18 protein-coding genes are annotated in these 17,856 nt (G+C 61.1%); 9 read left to right on the top strand and 9 right to left on the bottom strand.

Going from position 1 to position 17,856, the window contains the following annotated elements; genetic code table 11:
- Positions 1 to 12 precede the first annotated feature (12 nt).
- The 4 genes from DJ563_RS24470 to DJ563_RS24455 all read left to right on the top strand — a co-directional run bounded on the left by DJ563_RS24470 (position 13) and on the right by DJ563_RS24455 (position 3,480).
- Positions 13 to 1,146, top strand: a complete 1,134-nt coding sequence (locus DJ563_RS24470; RefSeq protein WP_186665792.1) for a M23 family metallopeptidase — start codon at positions 13 to 15, stop codon at positions 1,144 to 1,146.
- Positions 1,147 to 1,174: 28 nt separating this feature from the next.
- A complete protein-coding gene (locus DJ563_RS24465) occupies positions 1,175 to 2,494 on the top strand; it encodes a hypothetical protein (RefSeq protein WP_095063811.1) in 1,320 nt (439 codons plus the stop codon).
- Between the two features lie 95 nt (positions 2,495 to 2,589).
- On the top strand, positions 2,590 to 3,015 hold the full coding sequence (locus DJ563_RS24460) for a hypothetical protein (protein ID WP_095063812.1): 426 nt from the start codon (positions 2,590 to 2,592) through the stop codon (positions 3,013 to 3,015).
- Between the two features lie 15 nt (positions 3,016 to 3,030).
- On the top strand, positions 3,031 to 3,480 hold the full coding sequence (locus tag DJ563_RS24455) for a hypothetical protein (protein WP_095063813.1): 450 nt from the start codon (positions 3,031 to 3,033) through the stop codon (positions 3,478 to 3,480).
- Between the two features lie 26 nt (positions 3,481 to 3,506).
- Here DJ563_RS24455 and DJ563_RS24450 read toward each other — a convergent pair whose 3' ends face one another.
- Both DJ563_RS24450 and DJ563_RS24445 read right to left on the bottom strand, forming a co-directional pair.
- Complete coding sequence (locus DJ563_RS24450; RefSeq protein WP_274151113.1) at positions 3,507 to 4,253, bottom strand: hypothetical protein; 747 nt, start codon at positions 4,251 to 4,253, stop codon at positions 3,507 to 3,509.
- Between the two features lie 85 nt (positions 4,254 to 4,338).
- Positions 4,339 to 4,950, bottom strand: a complete 612-nt coding sequence (locus DJ563_RS24445; protein WP_095063815.1) for a hypothetical protein — start codon at positions 4,948 to 4,950, stop codon at positions 4,339 to 4,341.
- Between the two features lie 111 nt (positions 4,951 to 5,061).
- Between DJ563_RS24445 and DJ563_RS24440 the strand changes: the two genes are divergently transcribed.
- A complete protein-coding gene (locus DJ563_RS24440) occupies positions 5,062 to 5,409 on the top strand; it encodes a hypothetical protein (protein WP_095063816.1) in 348 nt (115 codons plus the stop codon).
- Here DJ563_RS24440 and DJ563_RS24435 read toward each other — a convergent pair.
- Positions 5,377 to 6,084 carry an OmpA family protein gene (locus DJ563_RS24435; protein WP_186665798.1) on the bottom strand — a complete coding sequence of 236 codons (708 nt, stop codon included), beginning with the start codon at positions 6,082 to 6,084 and terminating at the stop codon, positions 5,377 to 5,379. The genes DJ563_RS24440 and DJ563_RS24435 overlap by 33 nt on opposite strands.
- On the bottom strand, positions 6,081 to 6,572 hold the full coding sequence (locus DJ563_RS24430) for a hypothetical protein (RefSeq protein ID WP_095063818.1): 492 nt from the start codon (positions 6,570 to 6,572) through the stop codon (positions 6,081 to 6,083). The genes DJ563_RS24435 and DJ563_RS24430 overlap by 4 nt, the downstream gene beginning before the upstream one ends.
- Positions 6,573 to 6,877: 305 nt before the next feature.
- Between DJ563_RS24430 and DJ563_RS24425 the strand changes: the two genes are divergently transcribed.
- Both DJ563_RS24425 and DJ563_RS24420 read left to right on the top strand, forming a co-directional pair.
- Complete coding sequence (locus DJ563_RS24425; RefSeq protein WP_095063819.1) at positions 6,878 to 7,411, top strand: hypothetical protein; 534 nt, start codon at positions 6,878 to 6,880, stop codon at positions 7,409 to 7,411.
- Between the two features lie 38 nt (positions 7,412 to 7,449).
- On the top strand, positions 7,450 to 8,703 hold the full coding sequence (locus DJ563_RS24420; RefSeq protein ID WP_095063820.1) for a DUF6685 family protein: 1,254 nt from the start codon (positions 7,450 to 7,452) through the stop codon (positions 8,701 to 8,703).
- A gap of 48 nt (positions 8,704 to 8,751) precedes the next feature.
- Here DJ563_RS24420 and DJ563_RS24415 read toward each other — a convergent pair whose 3' ends face one another.
- The 5 genes from DJ563_RS24415 to DJ563_RS24395 all read right to left on the bottom strand — a co-directional run bounded on the left by DJ563_RS24415 (position 8,752) and on the right by DJ563_RS24395 (position 15,858).
- On the bottom strand, positions 8,752 to 9,186 hold the full coding sequence (locus DJ563_RS24415) for a hypothetical protein (protein WP_238338535.1): 435 nt from the start codon (positions 9,184 to 9,186) through the stop codon (positions 8,752 to 8,754).
- A 132-nt stretch (positions 9,187 to 9,318) separates the two neighbouring features.
- Positions 9,319 to 11,118, bottom strand: coding sequence for a phospholipase effector Tle1 domain-containing protein (locus DJ563_RS24410; RefSeq protein ID WP_227696464.1), 1,800 nt, complete (start codon positions 11,116 to 11,118; stop codon positions 9,319 to 9,321).
- A gap of 26 nt (positions 11,119 to 11,144) precedes the next feature.
- Positions 11,145 to 11,597 carry a hypothetical protein gene (locus DJ563_RS24405; protein WP_186652621.1) on the bottom strand — a complete coding sequence of 151 codons (453 nt, stop codon included), beginning with the start codon at positions 11,595 to 11,597 and terminating at the stop codon, positions 11,145 to 11,147.
- 97 nt (positions 11,598 to 11,694) lie between these two features.
- Entirely contained in the window at positions 11,695 to 12,114 is a 420-nt protein-coding gene (locus DJ563_RS24400) for a hypothetical protein (RefSeq protein ID WP_274151102.1), read from the bottom strand.
- 156 nt (positions 12,115 to 12,270) lie between these two features.
- Positions 12,271 to 15,858, bottom strand: a complete 3,588-nt coding sequence (locus tag DJ563_RS24395) for a DotA/TraY family protein (RefSeq protein WP_258714165.1) — start codon at positions 15,856 to 15,858, stop codon at positions 12,271 to 12,273.
- Positions 15,859 to 16,829: 971 nt separating this feature from the next.
- Here DJ563_RS24395 and DJ563_RS24390 point away from each other — a divergent pair.
- Positions 16,830 to 17,375, top strand: coding sequence for a hypothetical protein (locus tag DJ563_RS24390; protein ID WP_434518480.1), 546 nt, complete (start codon positions 16,830 to 16,832; stop codon positions 17,373 to 17,375).
- A gap of 11 nt (positions 17,376 to 17,386) precedes the next feature.
- Positions 17,387 to 17,740: a hypothetical protein gene (locus DJ563_RS24385; RefSeq protein ID WP_095063826.1), complete on the top strand. Its 354-nt coding sequence runs from the start codon at positions 17,387 to 17,389 to the stop codon at positions 17,738 to 17,740.
- Positions 17,741 to 17,856 lie beyond the last annotated feature (116 nt).

The following is a 17,856-nucleotide window of genomic DNA, read 5'->3' as shown; positions in this document are numbered from 1 at the left end:
GGAGCGCAAGGTATGAACAGAACGATCTTGCGAGGCGTGGCAGCCTTGGGGCTGGCGGTTTACGCCCACAGCGCCATTGCCGACACTTGCATGGTATCGCCGACCGACAAGGAAGTTGTTTCCGGGCGTTTCGGCAAATTCCGCGGCGGCGGCTCGGGCAACTTCGGCTCGGCCAACAAGAAAGCGCACATGCACGATGGCCTCGACTTCTCTACCAGTGGCGCGTCGCAACCAGTGTACGCGACCACTGAAGGTGTCATCGCATTTGTCGGAAGCCGAGGGTCGGCGGGCAACACAGTGCTGATCAAACGGGACAACGGCGATATCGTCGCGTATTACCACCTTAGCGGTTTTGCTAATGGCGTGAAGCGCTACGCTACGGTAAAACCCGGGCAGCAACTTGGTCTGTCGGGCAATACGCCCAGCAGCAGCATGACCAAGCATTTGCACTTCACCTATGGCACCGCGCAAAAGGATGCGGCCAGGGCCAAGGCGTTTGCCGAAAATGCTCACCGTGGGCCCTTTAACCCGGCCCAGTTACCGCCCGTGTTCAATCGCCAGGACGACATTGGCTACAAGACTGACCCGGCACCCTATTTCTGCCAAACTTATTCCATTCAGGATGGCCACCCGGAGCACTACCCGATCCTGGGCAAGGATACCAAGGCGCAACACCAGATCCTGTTCGGCAATGTGCCCTCAGGCGGCGTCGCCCCCGACTCCACGGCCGAACCCGTGCAGGTGGCCGCTGCCAACGCCGATGCCGCACTGGCCGAAGCAGATGGCAAAACACCTGAGATGTACTTGTCTGACGCCGATGGCTATGGTGCCTTGCCGACAGCCCCCATCGGTGGCTACGACACCATGTCGGTTTCGGAAATGATGATGACTGAAGCGACCCGGCGGTTCAGCGACGCCGAGTGGAACAACAGCATCACGCACGTTTCCAGCCGCGCCCTGTGGGTCGACTACAACCGGGCGACAGGTGTCAGCAATTACCTGTCGGAAGCGATTTATCGCAAGAAAGAAAAAGTTGAAGCATTGCTTGCCGTTTACGCGTCGCAGAAATTGGCAGGTCAACGGGCACAGACCGATTGGGCGCATCAGCGCGCCCAGAAAGGAGCTGTGTCCAGATCCATTGAATAACGCGGCGCCCACGAAAAGGTAATCAAAGATGGAACCCAAAGAACTCGAGAAGCCTGAACCGGCCGTCGCTCACTCTGCTGCCGGGCCGCACGCCGAGCCAGGGCGCAGTTACGCAGGCATCTTGGTCCATCATGGCGCGGCGCCCGCTCACAACGACCCTGCACAACCGAAAAGCTACTACGTCACCTTGAAATCCCCCGCTGGCGAGCAAACCCTGTGGGGCGCCGAGCTTGAGCAAGCCATACGCGGCGCTGCAGTGCAGCGCGGCCAGGCTGTGCAGCTGGATTACCAAGGCAACGCCGAGCATTCGGCGCAAGCCACCTGGAGCGCACGCTCGATCGATGCGGCATCGTTGCAGGCCGCTGACGCCAACGCAACGCCGCAGGGGGCGGCTGCCGGCAGGGATACCCCCGCCAGCCAGGCGCCAACTGCCCGCACCGAGATCGACCCCGTGGCACTCGATGCGCTGATGCAGGTGGCGGGCGATGTGAAGAAGAAAATGGACTCGCTCGACCCCGAGGAAGTGCGGCGGATCAACGCCTCCTTGCATGAGAATGACGCTGCCTCTGGCAAACGCTCGGAGCGCGAGGCCAATGGTGCCGAAACCTTGTTGCGTGGCACTGCCGAGCTGGTGGGTGGCGTCGCGTCGTTGACGGGTGCTGCCATGCAGGGCCTGGGCAAGGGTGCGGACGCGCTGGCCAATGCCTGGCGCGGCGGCTCAAAGGCGCAGGAAGCCGCAGAGCCTGCGTTCTCGGAAGAAACGGCTGGCCGGGTGCCGGTTTTGCCTCGCCTTTCCGAATACCGGGTCGATCAGGTCGAGAAAGCCGCCAGCAACTACGAGAAGGCACATGTTGCCTTCTGGAATGCGGACAACATGCCCCAGGTTCGTCAGCAGATCGAGGCGCGCGCCGAGCAAACCGGCCTGACCGTGCCCGAAGTGATCGAGAAGATGAAGCCCGATGGCGAATTCACCGACCTGCACGAAACATTCGTCGAGGCTGTAGGCCAGTCGCCCGAGGCCCAGAGCAACAAAAAAGCCATGGACAAGGCCCTCACCGGCTGGGCGCGGCAATACGGGCGCGCCCAGGAAGAGCTGCTGAACCCGGAAACCGACGGCAGCCCGCATTACGACAAGCTCAAGAACCGGCTCGAAACGTCCAGCCAGAGCATGCATGCCAACGCCGGCAATACACCGGCCTTCGACGGCGAAGCGCAATCGCACCTGGAGCGCCTCAAAGACGTCATGCAGCGCATCGCCGAGCGGCTCAAGGAAATGCTCCAAGGGATCGTCGACATGGTCCGTGGCAAGCCTTCGGGCCCATCGTCAGGCAACGATTACACCCCGTGATGGGGGCCGCCACCCCGGCGGCAGGCTCAGCACCAGGCCAATGCCGAATGGAGCCATGAAGGCGCAGGCATATACATCCAAGCAAGGAGAACGGAATGAAAGAATACAGCAACTGGAAAGAACTCACCGCCACGCCAGAGGCCCATCTGGATTTCCTGCGGGTGGTCGATGCCAGCCTGGACGAGGGCCTGGGTGGCAAGAACCTCTATCAGAAACTGGCCCAGGAAATCACCGTGGATGGCAAGGCGTTCAGCCAGGCCTTCCACTTGAACAACCTGGAGAACAACTCGGGTAACTGGGATACCGACGAAACACCTGACCCGGTGAAACTGGAGATCGTCTCGCTGACGTCGAAGATCAAACAGGCTGACCCTGGCTACGACATGGCCCATTTCACAGTCGGTTACGAATACATGATCAGTGAGATGAAAGAACGTGGCGTAGACGTGGATGCCGGTCTGGATCACAGCGACCCGGCACCCGCACGCACCAGCGGTTCGGACTACGAACCTGGCATGTAATGCCTGGAGGCGCCTGTGAAAAACACCCTATCAATCGCCTTGGCGTTGAGCGCATTGGCCCTGGTGAGTGCTGCCCAGGCTCAGAACGCCCCTGAGCCGGCTGAAGAGCAGTGGCAGGAGTTGCCGCGCAACACCACCATCTACGTGCCAGTACCGACGCGGATCACACCCGTATCCGCCTACCGGTCGTGTTCCGGTCGCTATGAAGGTGAACGTTGTGACTTCGCCACGCCTCAGCAGGGGGTCGTCGAAGGCACCTGCCAGGCCCCCGAAATGCGCCAACCGCCGGCGTATGGGTATCAGGTGCAGCAGTACCCTGCACAGGTGCGAACGGGGTTGGTGTGCGTGCCGCCGGACGCCCCACCTTCCGGCGGCCAAGGCGCTGAGCCTGGCAACCCTGGCCATGAGACCCCTTACGCGCCCCCACCTGCCCCACTGCCGCCCGCTGAAGCCCCGGCGCAATAGCCAGCCGAGGCTGCCCGGCTCAGCGCCTAGGGCGCTGGGTCCGCGTCGTCCGGTTGCGAGCGCGGTGCAACCGCCGCCTGCATGCTCAGGATGAACTGGTGTGTTTCAGGCAGCTGTTTCTGGAACGTTTCATCCTGCTCCGGCGGGCGTTGGATGTGCCCCTCACGCAGGCCCAGCGCCACCTGCTGCTGATAACGCTCGACGAACCGCTCACGGATACGCCGGGCCTCAGGCGTATCTTCGCCGGCAAGCTCCTCCAGCAGCCCTTGTGCCGCCTGCGTGAAGACCAGGGTGCGCTGGTACTGTTCGGTCTTCAGCTCAGATTGCGCAAACGTGGACTCGAATTGCTTCTCCATCGCCTTGATGGTGAGTTCCTGCAACTCATTGGCGCTGTTGAGGGCGGCGACCACACTGGTCAGGCGGGCCTCCTCGGCCACTGCGCTGCGGTTGGCTTCGTTGGCCTTGGCGACTTGCGACAACTGCTCGTACATCAGGTCGATTACCGCCTTCTGACGCTTCACATGGTCCCTGAGCTGTACCGCTTCTGCGAAGTACTGGCGCACGTGCCCACGCAGCGGCTCCAGCTTCTGGTTGGCGTGGGCCGCGCCGGCATCCCAGCCTTGTGAATAACCGTGGGAGCGCCCCTGCTCGAAGCCCTCCCGGCGCCCTTGGTCGCGGCCAACGTGGAGGTTGGCCTCGGCCTGTTGCGCAGAGCCGTTGTAGCCGCCGTCCAGGCTCATGTTGCCCTTGCGTGCTGCCCAGTTTTGGTCCATTTCGTTACCTCCTTCCATTGGCGCATCGTCGCGTCACACGCCTCACACTCTAGATGATGGGTGCCGCGATCAGGGCTGACAGCGCCTAACGTGTGGTCTTGATCTCGGCGCCGGCTGCCTGCTCCGCCGCTGCCTGGGGCAAGGCGAACTCCGTCAGCCGGTGCACGGCGACCGCTACCCAGTCGCCCCCGAAACGTTCGTCTTCCAGCACCGACTTCAGCGCCAGGATCGGCACACAATGCCGTGCATCCCCTTGGACATAGAAAGCGGCCAGCCATTCGGGCAGCAGGTGATTTATCGCATCGTGGGTTTCGACAGTGAACATCAGTGCCAGCGTTCCGGGCATGGCCTTGACCTCTCGGCTGGGCAGCGCATCGGCCAGCCAGAATGCCACGTCGCCCAACTGGTTGGCCTGGATCGGCAACAAGGCAATCACTTTGCCGCCGTCGTGACTCACCACGATACCCGGCTCGAGGTTGATGGTGGGTGCACCGAAGCCCAGCGCCTCATGGCGAATGGGCAACGTCTTCAAAAAATGCTCCAGCAGCGTGTACATCTCGAATGCCGCCGGGATGTCTTTTTGAATGGCCGGGGTGCTCTTGGCCATCACGCTGACAAAGCCGCCGCCTGACTGCGCAAACACATTGCCACTGATGGCCTGCGCCACGAATGCTTCAAGTTCACCAAGTGAATACATGTTCAACTTCCCTGCACCGGGTCGACTAGACTGAACTTGAAGCGGCTTCAAGGTCAAAGTTACTGTCAACAGTGTGTGTATGTTTGCAGCCCAAACTTCAAGGAAGTATCAATGAGCCATCAGTTTCATTGCGCATTTCAAGCTGCCCCCGGTAACCCGGGTGGAGTACTGAATATCGGCCCGGCCTCGGTCAGTATCGACCTTGAGAACCTGCGCCTGTTTGCAGACGTGGTCGGGCAAATCGAAAAACGTCGTACGGCCGGCGAAACCCGGTCGGAAATCCTCGGCGAGTGGGCTGCTCGCGAAGGGATCGACTGGGCCCATATCGGCTTTCACCCCTGCCGCGAAAGCTACAGCCTGCGTTACAACGGGGTGGCCTGGGAATCGCCCGCCGACGCTACGATCGCGGCAGCTGCCGAGGCACGGTTATTCCTGGATAACATGCGCCTGCAGGCCTGATACAGGTGCGCGGCCCTCACTGACTTCATAGGAGGGCCTGGCGTCATTGGCCGTGGTCGAGAACTCGAATTCGACCCGGCGATTGGCGGCGCGGCCATTGGCTGTGTCGTTGGACGCAATATAGTCCCCCACCCGGCCTTGGGCACTGATCTTCGAGGCCTCCACGCCACGCCGAACCAGGTACATCTTCGCCGCTTCCGCTCTAAGCTGGGCAACGCGGCGATTCGCTTCCAGGGTGCCCACACTGTCGGTGTAGCCAAAGATCTTCACCTGCCGCGCGGCACGAGCAGAGCGCACCAACACGTCTTCATCGGCGGCGTTGGGGCGGAACCTTGAGTGGCCAAAGGCGAAGTTGAGCGTCATGTGGTTGATCGAGGCCTGGACCTGCTCCTGCCCCGCCCTGATGGCCAGCAATTCCTGGCGGCTGCCGTTGGCATCGGCCTCTGCAGCTGCCAGACGAACCCGCAGGCTCTGGATTTCCACACGCAGCGCGTTGATCGTCTGCTGCATCTGCGCAGTGTCGTCTACGGGGGGCGCCGTAGTTACATAAGACACCGGCGCGGCTGGGCTTTCAATCAATTCAAACCCCGCAAAAGCGTGTGGGGCAAGCGCCGCAGACACGACCGCCAATACCAACGGTAGCAATTTGCGCGGGGTGACAATCAGGGTGCTCATACATCTCTCCAGAACCGCAGGATCACGAAAACGATAAGCGACCAGGCATAGCCCAATAGCAGCGTCAGTGCGCCTGCCAGCAAGTACATGCGCAGCGGGTCGATAGTGTCCTGGCCAAGTGGCTTCAGGCCTGGCACCAAGGTGACGGGGAACCACGCAAACAGCAGCGCCACCAGCGGGACAAGCCACAGGCCCAGGCGCAGCCGACGGTGGTCAGCGCCGTGCGTCCACCAGGCGTACCAGCCCACGCTGAGCAGGTAGGCCGGCAGCAGAATCACGCTAAACAAAAGCACCGAGAACGACAGTGCCGCGGCGTAGAAGCGTGGCGAGCCTTCAGCCATTTCACCCATCATGGTCGCAGCGACCGCAATGACGAAGGCCAGCAGTGCCCCCAGCAACGGCACCAGCAAAAGCCACAAGGCCGCGCGGCGATCGCCCACCACCCTCAGGCCCGGCTCCACAGCAAGTGGCGGTAATGGGTAGGACATGCCTGAAAACTCCTTGTAAGGGCCAGCTGAACGGTGATGTTCAAGACAAGCGTCGCAGCATGCGGAGGCGATGCCGATCAGCCAGCGTTCAACGTCCTGTCAATTATCAAAATGGCCTGTTAGAAAAATGTTGCTCGTGATGGCGAGTATGAATTTGAGGCCATTTGCCGTCAAGGTGAAATCCTGAGGATGCACAGGCGTTCGCTTGACCGGCCGCAAGGCGTAGCGCACACTGCGGCCATGCAAAAAACGTTTTTCTAACAGGCTAAATTGATAGCACTTTGTCATCCAGAAGGATCTGCCGCATGAAAGCACTGCAACTCGCCGTACCGCTGCTGGTTTCGCTCGCCTGCTCTGGGGCGTACGCCGAGCAAGTCGACCAGCCCGAGGCCAACGCACGCCTGGCTCAGGTCTTGACCTGCCAACGCAACGTCTCGCCAGAAGAGTTCGAAGCACTGGTTAAAACAGCCAAGGGCAAAGCCATCGTGCAGGCCTCGGACTTGTCCGATGGCGAATACACGGTGCCGAACCCGCTGGACGTTTTCGGTCGCCCCGTCACCCGGCTTGCACTGCACCCAGGCTCCAATGGCGAAGGTGATTTCAACTCCTACTCCGGCGCATTCAGCGGCGAAAGCATCCAGACGGTGGCCAAGCTGGCCGGCGTCCCCCGGGACCCAATCGGCGACTACAAGAAAGAGGTCGGCAACCATGACCAGTGGCTGTATGTAGATTCAGGCAGCACCTACATCAGTTGCGCGTACGATGTGCGCACAGTGGCGAAAACCATCAAACGCACAGCGCGCGACGCCGCGGACGCCGTCAAACGGGCCACCCAGTAACGCCACGCTAACCGACATGCGCTGAATGGAGTCATGCCATGAGCTTCAGAACACTGGCTGCAAAGTTTCTGGAAACGGTCAAGGACGACCTGGGCATCCCGGCCCGGCTGCGCCGAGTCATTGCCGAGCAACCCGCCCTGCGCAGGCGGGTCGATGACACTGCAAGTGTCATCGCGTTATCGAGCGTGGTTCGCTGGCATGAATGGTCGCACCGCATCGGCTTCGGCCACGGTAGCGAAAGCAGCGGCGAAGTCAGAGGTTGGCGCTCGGCCAACGGCCGCTATCAGGGTGAGCACCGGCACATCCCCGCACTGGCCCGGCTCAGCAGGCGCGAGACGACAGCAGACTTCGCCTGCGATATCACCGACGTGTCCGGCCTGTCGGCGTCGAAGTCCGAACTGTATCGCTTCAACTCCATGCAGCAGATGGCAGAGCAGGCCTGCCAGGCATTCACCCAAGACCTGAGCCAAGAGGGCCTTGCGCAAAACCTGCGCTGGCCCGAGGTGCGCATTGTTCATGGCGGCTCCGACTTCATGGTCAGGCACGACTGGGATGATGGCTTGTACCTGGTCAACAGCGGCGGTTCGCACCACTTCGTCGCGGCCCAGCATATCGCCAGGCACCTGCAGCAACCCGTTGCCTTGCAAGGCCGCCTTGAGCGCTACGGCCTGGATGCCGATGCGGTGGCTCAGCTGAACGACGAATACGCCATCTACGCCGTTGCCAAGGACGCCTACTTCTCTGACGCGCTCGATGCCCTGCGCGACTTCAAGGCCACGCACTTCTGGGGCGATCTGCCACACCCTTATGACAATGGCCTGGCCATCTTCCTGCCCAAAGAGGAACCGCGCTCACGCAAGGTTGCCGAGGTCTTTGCCAGTGAAGGCTTTACCAACGTCGGCGAGATACTGGTGGAGCTGGCCTCGGAGAACGCAGCCGTGCAACGTCGCGACCGCCAGGACGAGATGCGCAAGCGCATTGAGGCCTTGCCTGGCCTGGAAGCAAAGGCTGGCGTGGCGCACGTGTTCGGCAAGCATGCAGCGGCGAGCCTGCGCCACGAACTGGCGACACAGGTGGACTGGCCAACCGTGGAGCGAGCGACGCTGGAGGAAGCCTTTGGCGTGCATCGGCTCGACGCCCAGAGCGTGTTCGAGGGCCTTTGCCAGCACAGCCCAGGCGCTGTCTCCCGCCACTCCCAGAACACCCTGCGCGCTACCGTGGACGGCTATGCAGCCCTTCATGAGCGGCAACTGGACAGCCAGGCAACCCCAGATGCACCGAGCCCCGACTGAAGGCGGGGCTCGGACGTTTCGGCTCGAACAAGCAGTTGGGTGCAGTCGCTACGCTGAACAATACTGCTTGGCCATCTGGTGGATGCGTGCTGCTGCTTGCGCCTGGCCTTGAGCCTGTTCGCACGCCCAAAGCAGTGTCGCGGCGTCAGGCACGGCCTGCGCCCCGCTCGCCCGCTGCGACACGAACCACAACGCGCGCATGACAAACAGCGGGTCGCTGTCGAGGCGCTGATCACCCACTGCACGCAAATGGCCGACCAGCGCCTGAGTCGCCTTGACCAACCCGTTGCCCTGGCCAAACTGGGTCAAAGTGCCCAGCGCCTGCGGCGCCATGGAAGGGTGAATCGTCAGCGGTGTGCAGAGGTCGGAATCGAGTAAATCCCAGAACGTCACGCCATCCTTGCAGACCATCCCCACACGGCGGCCACCGGCCATATCATCGACCTCGATAAAGGTGCCTGGCTGGTATTTGTGGATTTTCATCATGTAGCCCTTACGGATTGACTGACCGACCCACGTCGGTAACAGGTGCATTCTAAGCAAGCAGCCTGCAAAAAGCGTAACCGCATGCGCTTACCGACACCTGTTGTTGATGCAACGCAACGTCGAGCGCTTTCACGGCTCGGGGGCATCCCAGGTGACGGTACGCTCCAGTTCGCGCTCCGCAGAATAGGCAATCATCGCACGCGCCAATGGCTTGCCATCCGCGCCGGGTATCTCGCAGGCGTCCTTCAAGGTGCCTTCCGGTCGCTCGGCGATCCAGGTTGCAGCTTGCTTGAAGCCATCGTAGAGCATCCCTGCCTGCGCCGCCGGGTCTATATGCTGCAGGTCGATCGCGACCAGCACGCCGCGCGCACTGGCAAACGATGGCGCTTCATGCACAGCCTCCAGGGTGCCCACCACATTGCCGTTGGTGTCATGCAGCATGAACGGATCATCGATACCCAAGGGCGCTTTGGCAAGGGCGCCGATAGCCGCATCGGCAACAATGCGGCTGGCCTCGTATTCAAAACCCAGATCGGCAAATGCCGAGGAGCCTTCGGGGTCAATGCGTACCACGGCATAGTTGGCTGAAAAGGCCGGCTTGGGTACCGGAACCTCTTCAAGCGCCAACCTTTTGAGGTGTTCGACTTCGGGCTTGGAGCTTGCTAGCAACGACGAGAGTTCCGCCACTTGCTGCTGGGACTGAGCTGCCAATCGTGACGCGTGCTCAGCCTTGCGGGTCGCCATCCTGTCCTTGATGTTGCTGCCGGCAGGGTTTTCAGGGGTGGCCGCGCTATTTTCAGCCTTCTCGTCCCACGCGAAGAATTTCTCACCTACCTTTCTGCCGATGCGCTGGACAAGCGGCTCGCCCAGCGAGTCATCGTTTTCAAAGATGACCTTGCGACCATTGACTTGCTGGCCGAACGGCTGGTCCTGCCGCCTGAACGGCAAGAGCGTACCGCGCTCGGTCGGGAAGGCTTGATTATTGACAAGCGTGAACGACCCATCGGCATTGCGCTTGAACGCCTCGTTGCCTTTGATCAGGCGAGAGTCGATCAACGCTTCCTGCAGCCGTTCGGGGTCTTTGATCAATGCATTGTACTGCTCGATACGCTTCAACTCTTCCGGCGGCATTGGCCCCATCTCGATGCCCGCCGACTTCAAGCGATCGTACATGAACGCCAGCGGGCCAGCGGCCAACAGATCATTACGGTAGCCGCCACCGACCTGGGAATGCGCGCCCGCGAACTTCACCTCTTCAATGCGCGAGTTGTCGTCATTACGCAGCGCACTGGTCAAAGGGAACGTTGAGCGATATTCATGCATCGCCACCAGATGCGTGGTCGACTTGACGTTTTTGCTTATCTCCAGATTTTTGTTCGGGTGGCTATCGGTGATGGGGATGCCATAGGAAGCAACGGTGTCGAATATGCCGAGCTTGTTAACCTCGGCCTGGCCCGGCGGGACAAGATACTCACGGGTGGGTTTCCAGTTGCTGTCGAGCCTTGGCACACCCCGGTCGATGATCTCGTTCGCCAACGCGCGGGCCTGCGCCGCACCACGGCTGAAGCCGATCACGTTGACATCGATATCGAGGTCCTGGTTTTTATTGTAAAAGGCGACGAAGGCGTCGTAGGCCTGTTCGATACGGTTCTGGCCACCCAAACCGGTTCCCCGTTCGAGCAACGCATTGGGCGTGCTCGACCTCTGGCTGCCCACGCCATCGAGGTAGATCTTCTCCGACTGCCCGGCGTATTGCGCCGGGTCGTACTTCAAGGGCACATGGTCGGAGTTGACAGCCAGATTGGTACCTTGCGCGGTATCCAGCTCGAAGAGCCGGGCTACATTGGTGTGGCTACCCGTGGGTTTATCATTATCTTTGCTATTAGCCGTACCATCCAGGTACACACTAAAGTACACAGATTTACTCATTTCATGTCCCTATGAACAACGACGGCTCAGGCTTCATTCAACTTGAGAATGTGGGCCTTTATTGCGTTACCCGCGCGCTCCATAAAATCTCCGTAGAACGCCTCACCCAGGTGGAGCAAGGGTGAGCCGTCCAAGGAATCTGCCGCCGCATCCAGCGCAATGACGCCGAATTGCTCCGCAATAATTTCGATACTGCGTGTGCGCATTTCTGGGTGGTCGTAGGGCTTCTGGTACCAAGTGGCAATTTGGTACTGAATGTCATTTCGCTCGAATGCTGCATACAAATGCTCGGCTAACGCAATGACGGTTTCGCGGATCAGGCCGGGGTCGATAGCGCGCTCTTCAAGCAATGCTTCGACGGGGGCGTTGGCAACCGCGAGCAGGTCAGCAGTGGTGTAGCCTGGCATCGGCGGAAATACCCCAGGGGGTAGTTCTTCGTGGGGACCAGACGCTTGACGCGTGTTTTCGTCGTCGTGCATGGGATGCTCCTAGCGCGGCACTGTAGCCTGAATACTAACTACAGATATGGTGAAAATCAATTTTCTAACAGGCTATTTTGACAAAAATATGCAGTAATCAGCTCGCCACCCCCACCTTGTCAAAGGCACGCCCAGGGCCATTCTGCAAAGCCTGTACAGCAGCGTGGTACAGCAGCGTCAGATCTTGCCTGGCTGCGAGCACCTCACCGTAGAAAACCGCCGCCACGAAGGGTGCCACCCGAAAGAAGTCAGGCAGCTCACCTTGAGGGCTGGCGTGCAGCGGAAAGATTGGGTTGGCAGGCGCAGCCAGCTCGAACTCATAGCCGAACCCGCCCAGCCCCGTACGCTCGGATAACGCCTGGGCAATGCACAACACGGCCACCAGGCCGATATCGGCTACATCGTCGGCATACAACTCCCCGCCATCGTAGAAGAACTGTTCACCACGCACGATGGCCTGATCAGCCAGCCCGGTAAGGAGCCGTCGAAGCTGGTCTTCCAGTGGATTATCAACCATGCGAAGCCTCTGCTCAGCGCGGCCTCAGCCGCGTATCAAGTTGCGCACACCCATTGCGCGTCACCGTCCAAGACAGCCAAGGGCGGGAATAATTCCCCGCCTGCCGGCTATCCGTGGGCAAATGGCCACCCGCTCGGAGCAAGGCGGCCTGCCTGCTTATCGATCTTCTTCGTGGCCGACATTGGAGCGGCCGGTAGCATAAGGCTCACCGGCACGCGATGTGCCGCGACCGGTCCACTGGCCATCGGCACCCTCCTGCGCAGTGCCGGCGGAGCGTTCGGTAGCTGTCGCTTGCCCGCCTTGGTGACTCGCCGAGGATGCCCCGGCAGCAAGCGTCGCGCCGCTGAACTGATGGTCCTTGGCCCCAGCGTCGCCTGCCCGCCCAGCGGAGGCTGCAGCCGGCTGCTGAGCACCGCCATCCGCGACGGACGCCGCACCACCTGGTGCAGCGCCGCTGGCGGCATAAGGCTGCCCGGCAGACGCCGTGGAGCGACCCGCCGACTGGCCAGCAGCACCAGCCTGCGCGTTGCTGCTGGCTCCGCCGGCAACGGCCCCGCGCCCGCCCTCGTTACTGGCCGAGGATGCCCCAGCAGCAAGCGTCGCGCCGCTGAACTGATGGTCCTTGACCCCAGCGTCGCCTGCCCGCCCGGCGGATGATGCAGCCGGTTGTTGATCGCCGCCACTTGCGCCGGTCGCCGCACCGCCCGGTGCAGCGCCGCTGGACGCATAAGGCTGCCCGGCAGACGCTGCCGAGCGACCCGCCGACTGGCCCGCACCGCCATCCTGCGCATTCAGGCCGGAGCCGTCGGCAGCTGCCGCTTGCCCACCTTCGTTACTGGCCGAGGACGCCCCGGCAGCAAGGGTCGCGCTGCTGAACTGATGGTCGCTGAGCCCGGAGTCATCCGCACCGCCGGCAGATGAGGCGGCTGATTCCTGATCGCTCCCCCCTCCGACAGGTGCTGCCCCGGCCGATAGCGATTCCTTGAACGCCTGGATACGTGCGTCAGCACCTTCGTGATACGCCGCCTTGCCTTCCGCACCAGCGGTCGAAAACGCTTGCTTGTAATCGGCCCCGGCGGCGCTCGCAGCAGACGCCAGACCGGCACCGGCCGTCAACGCGCCCGCCTTCACCCCATCACGCATGCGCCCACCAATAGAGCCTGCTTCCGAGCCGCGGAACGATTCCACGCCCGCACGGCCGGCAGACAGCGCGGCACTGCCGGCGCTGCGCATGGCCCTGCCTGTCGAAGCGGCACCCCCCGCAACTGCCCGGCCCAGGGCAACACCAGCTGCATCACTGACTCGCTGGCCGTTCGTACGGCTGTCACTCGGTGCACTGTCGCCGGTCGCATCCGACTCCCGCGATGCCGCCCCACCTGCGCCTTGGCCGTTTGCACTGAGCAGTGGCGTGCCGCCGCCTGAGCCGCCGCCGCGAGGCCCACCCCCCTTGGGATCATTGGGCGAACCGCCATCAGGCGGTGGCAGCCTGCCCTGGGTGCCGCCACCCAGGCGCATGCCGGTACCACTGCCCTGAACGCTCGAGCCAACCCGGCTCATGCCGCCTCGCATATCAGCCACCGCACTGGTCTCACCCATGCTGCCAAGGCCCCCGCCGATCCAGCTGAGCACCTGGTCAGGCAGGGTCTGGGGCAAGCCGAAGATCATGTACAACACGGGCAACAACGTCAGCCCGAACACCATGAACCACCACGCGAAGGTCAGAAACTCCGAAATGATGCCCACATTGCCCGAGGAGGTCACCACCGCACCGCGCATGGCGAAAAAGCCCTGGGCTATGTAGTCGATCACCGGGTCGGACACCAACACCGCCGCGAACAGGCCAAGCACGGCCAGCGCCGGGCGAGCGAACAGCGACAGCAACAGCAGGTAGCCTTGCGTCTGCGAGCCCACGAAAGTGCGGTCCGGCGTCATGTGCATCACAGCCCAGAGCGGCGCCGCAATGATCGACTGCAACACAGCGAGCAACCAGCCAACAAAAACGATCATGAACAGCGTGTAGGGCAAGCTGGGGAGGAACACAGCAAAATAGAACGCCAGCGGCTCGATGTAGCTGGCCATCAACGCCAGTTGCTTGACCGGCACCTCCATCACCCAGTCCCACAGCGGGGTCACGACCTTGTCCAGGTCCAACCCGTTGCCCAAGCCTTTGACCGACGAAAGCGTACCCGCAAGCACCCTCACCGCTGTTCCCGCACTTTTGATGGCGACATCGGCCACCAGAATGCCGGCGCGAGCTACGACCAGGTAATCACCCACGCACTTCATGCGGTTGAGCGAGCCCCCCATCTGCCCCGCCGTTCCGCAGAGCGGCGTCTGCCCATTGCTGCCCGCCCCCGTGGCGATCTCCACCACGTTCAGCATCACGCCGTTGACGAACGACGACATCTTCGCATCCATGTCGGCGCGCAAGGTGCTGACACTGATATCGCTGCCGGGGTCCTTGGGGATCAGGCTCGCGATGTCTTCGGGCTTGGCCGAGGTCGAAGATTTGTAGCTGGTTTTTTCTTCTGCCTTCTTGTCGATTGCCTCAGTGACCGTTGTCACGCTGTTGGCCAGCAAAAAGAACCGGGCATCGCCAGGCAGTGCGCCCAGGGAGGGCGCACTGACCGCACCCACCGGCTCGGCAAGCACGCCTGCAATTTGCCCGCGGACCATGCCTACACGCTGGAACCACCCCCCGGCTGCCGCCCAGCCATCATTGGTAAGCGTCTTCAGGAAGTCGTCGAGCCCCCCGTTGACACCCGACGCCTGGTTGGTGACCTGGGCGACGATATCGGTCGCCACCTTCTGCTCCCACTTGTTCACAATGACGTTGAACTGGCCGGAGTCGACTTGATCCCAGCCCGTATCATTGATGGTGGCTGGCCACTGCCGCACCCAGTCATCCAGCTCTTTCATCATGTTGATGGCTGCTGCGCGCTTGATGCCCTGAACCTGCACGCGCATCTGCTCCAAGGCTTGGGCAGTGGCATCCGTCTTCGTCTGCGCCTGGTATTCGGCCACTTTCACAGAGCCGCAAAACGCGGAGCCGCCCGCCAGGTTGGTAACCTTGTTGCGGTCTTTCAGGTCGAAAACCCATTCCTTGCGGCCATCCACAATGGTGAATTTGTCTTCGGTCCTGTTCTTTTTCGCGCCAACTTCAGGGAGTGCACCTGAGGCGGTGTTGTCGGCATAGATCGAGTTGGCCGCCGTCGCGCAGTAAGACCCCGCCAGGTAGCCGCGGGCAAAATCGCGCAGCCCATAGAAGTTGCCGGGAGAGTTCACCCCTTCGACAACACCGTTCGGGGACAGAACCCCCATGGCCATGCCCGCTTTATAGGTGCCGTTGGCAAAACCAACGCCCCACAAGGCGAACATCAGCACGATGAGCTGAATGAAAGAAAAGCCACTGGTTGTCGGCAGCAACACGGCGCCACCTGCCACGATCCGTACCGGCGTCCACAATGAGGACCAGCTCTTGCCCATCGCCTCACCGTCGTTGGCGGTGTTGGTCACGCCCATCACCGCTACGTACGAGACGATCAGCGAGCCGATGATCAGGATCCCGCTGTTGAAGAAGCCGAACATCGTCGCAAGGATATTCGCGCTTGCCTCAACCGTATTGGGGTCGGTGCCTTTGACCAATGCATCGATGACCGGGCCGAATATCCGGCCTAGCATCTTGACCGATTGGTCGGTGCAGGCGCTTGGATCGCTGCACGGAGAGAACGGCATCTGAGCCATTGTGAATACCTACCTGAATCGAATTGCGGACGGATTATCTGAATCGTTCGCGACGAATTCCCCTTGGAGTGCTCCGTCGTCCTTGAGATGAGCTGTCGTGCAGCCGCGTAAGCGAAGGCCTAGACGGGCATGCGTTCTAGCTTGAGCCATGGTTCCACCCTGTGAGCCGTAATCCTGCGGATAGCTAAGGTCGGGCAATCTTAAACCAGACATCACAGAATTATCAAAAAAATGTTACGAAAGAAAACTAACAAAACGATTTCAGAACGTGTGCGCTGCTGAAAATCGGCGATCTCGCAAGCCACCCAAGCTTGCCCAGCTACCGTATCAAAACCCATTAAAACAGGCTAAAAACAGCCTAAAGTCCTTTAAAATCATGAATATCGTATGATATTCACCTACTGCCCCTATGGTCAAAGCGACCTCTATTCGCATACTTGATCAATTGCCGAATGATCCATGAAATCGCGAATTTTCATCTTCAATTCGGGCTTTCAGAACGCTGCAAGACCGCTAAAAAGGCACATTGCTCTTACGTAGGCCCACCAGGCACGTGAACGCGACAACAGGCGAAAAAGCCCGTACCACTGGGGTTTCAGCGCCTAAATTGAAGATGGTCGGGTTTTTCGCGCTCAACCCGCCTCGGTACATCCGGCCATGGAGGGGGATACTATAAATCATCGAAAAAAGCGTTTGACTCGACTCGCTCACAAGAAATAAAACAGTAAAAATGCTATGGTCACTCATGGCAGACGCACCCAGGTCTGCGAGGGAGCACCCACAGCACGTCGCAAAGCCGCAATCGACGCTTCGCATCAGCCTATGCGACTGGCGTACGGTGAGCCGCGCAGGGAAGCTGACGTTGCTGGATGCCGACTGATTCGGGCACGTTCAAGCCCTGTGAAAAACGACGGACATAGATGCAGCTATCAATACGTGATGCCAGCCGATTCGTGATCGGTGCCGGGTTAATGCGCCAGAAAGCCATCGAGGCCTCGGGCAACCCGGCAATTAGTTTTGAGAACGTAGCGCAAGCCGCACTGCGCGAAGGCCCCGACGGCCAGAAAATCCGGCAAACCATCGACACGCTGGCTGATCAGGAATCGGCTTGGCTGCGCAATACGCCGCCTCACACCCTGAACTCCGATCGGGTCATGCAGAGCCGGGCAGCCGAAATCAGCGCATTCACAGCCATCCATCGCGCCGTGATCAGCACCGTGGCCTTCGACGCGGCCCCGCCCGCCGACAAAGGCGCCGCCGAAACCGAACTTCGCCAATCGCTGCTGCACGTACTCGAAGCGATCGACAACACGCCCGGCTCACGGGCCGACCGTGAAGGGCTGCTGAGCAATCTGCGCGATCAGGTGGTTTCGGTAGCAGGCGACGGCGACTTCATGAAGCGCGCGCTGCGCGACAGTGAACAGGCGTACCTGGCAGCCGACCTGGACAAGACATTTGCCCGTTATGCCAATCCATCGCTGTCACGCAGCGAGGGCCTCGACGACTACAGCATGTAAGGACGCACGCCATGCCGAGCGCACAGGATTTCCAGAGTTTCACAGCCTCCGTATTCCCCTCTCAAGCGGCGGAGATCGTCATTGACAAGCAGCCTGTTCTGGCCGATTACGGCCGAGAGCTGCGCAGCGCCATCAACCAGCTCCCACCCGAAGCGACCCGAACGCTGCTCAGCGAGTATGGCGGCGCGACCGCGCAGGTCGTCACCTCGATCGAGGACGCCATTCTGCTGCGCGAATTTGCGCACGAGCGTGCCGCTCAACAGGCGGACCTCAGCCAGGAATGGCTGAACGCCGCAGACAGGCACGGCCCCGGCATCAATGAGGCAGCGGTGGCGGCTGACGATACATGGAACATGGCGCCATGACCGCCCTCGGCATCTGAGTGGCCCAGCAAACGCAGGCAACTACCCCGCAGCATGGAAGATAATGGGCAACCACCTCCACACTGCGGGGCCGGGCTTGCCGGCGATCAACTGCGCAG

It is taken from the genome of Pseudomonas sp. NFX1 (assembly GCF_051123555.1).
Classification (GTDB): Bacteria; Pseudomonadota; Gammaproteobacteria; order Pseudomonadales; family Pseudomonadaceae; genus Aquipseudomonas; species Aquipseudomonas capeferrum.
This window is presented reverse-complemented; position numbering and strand designations above follow the sequence as displayed.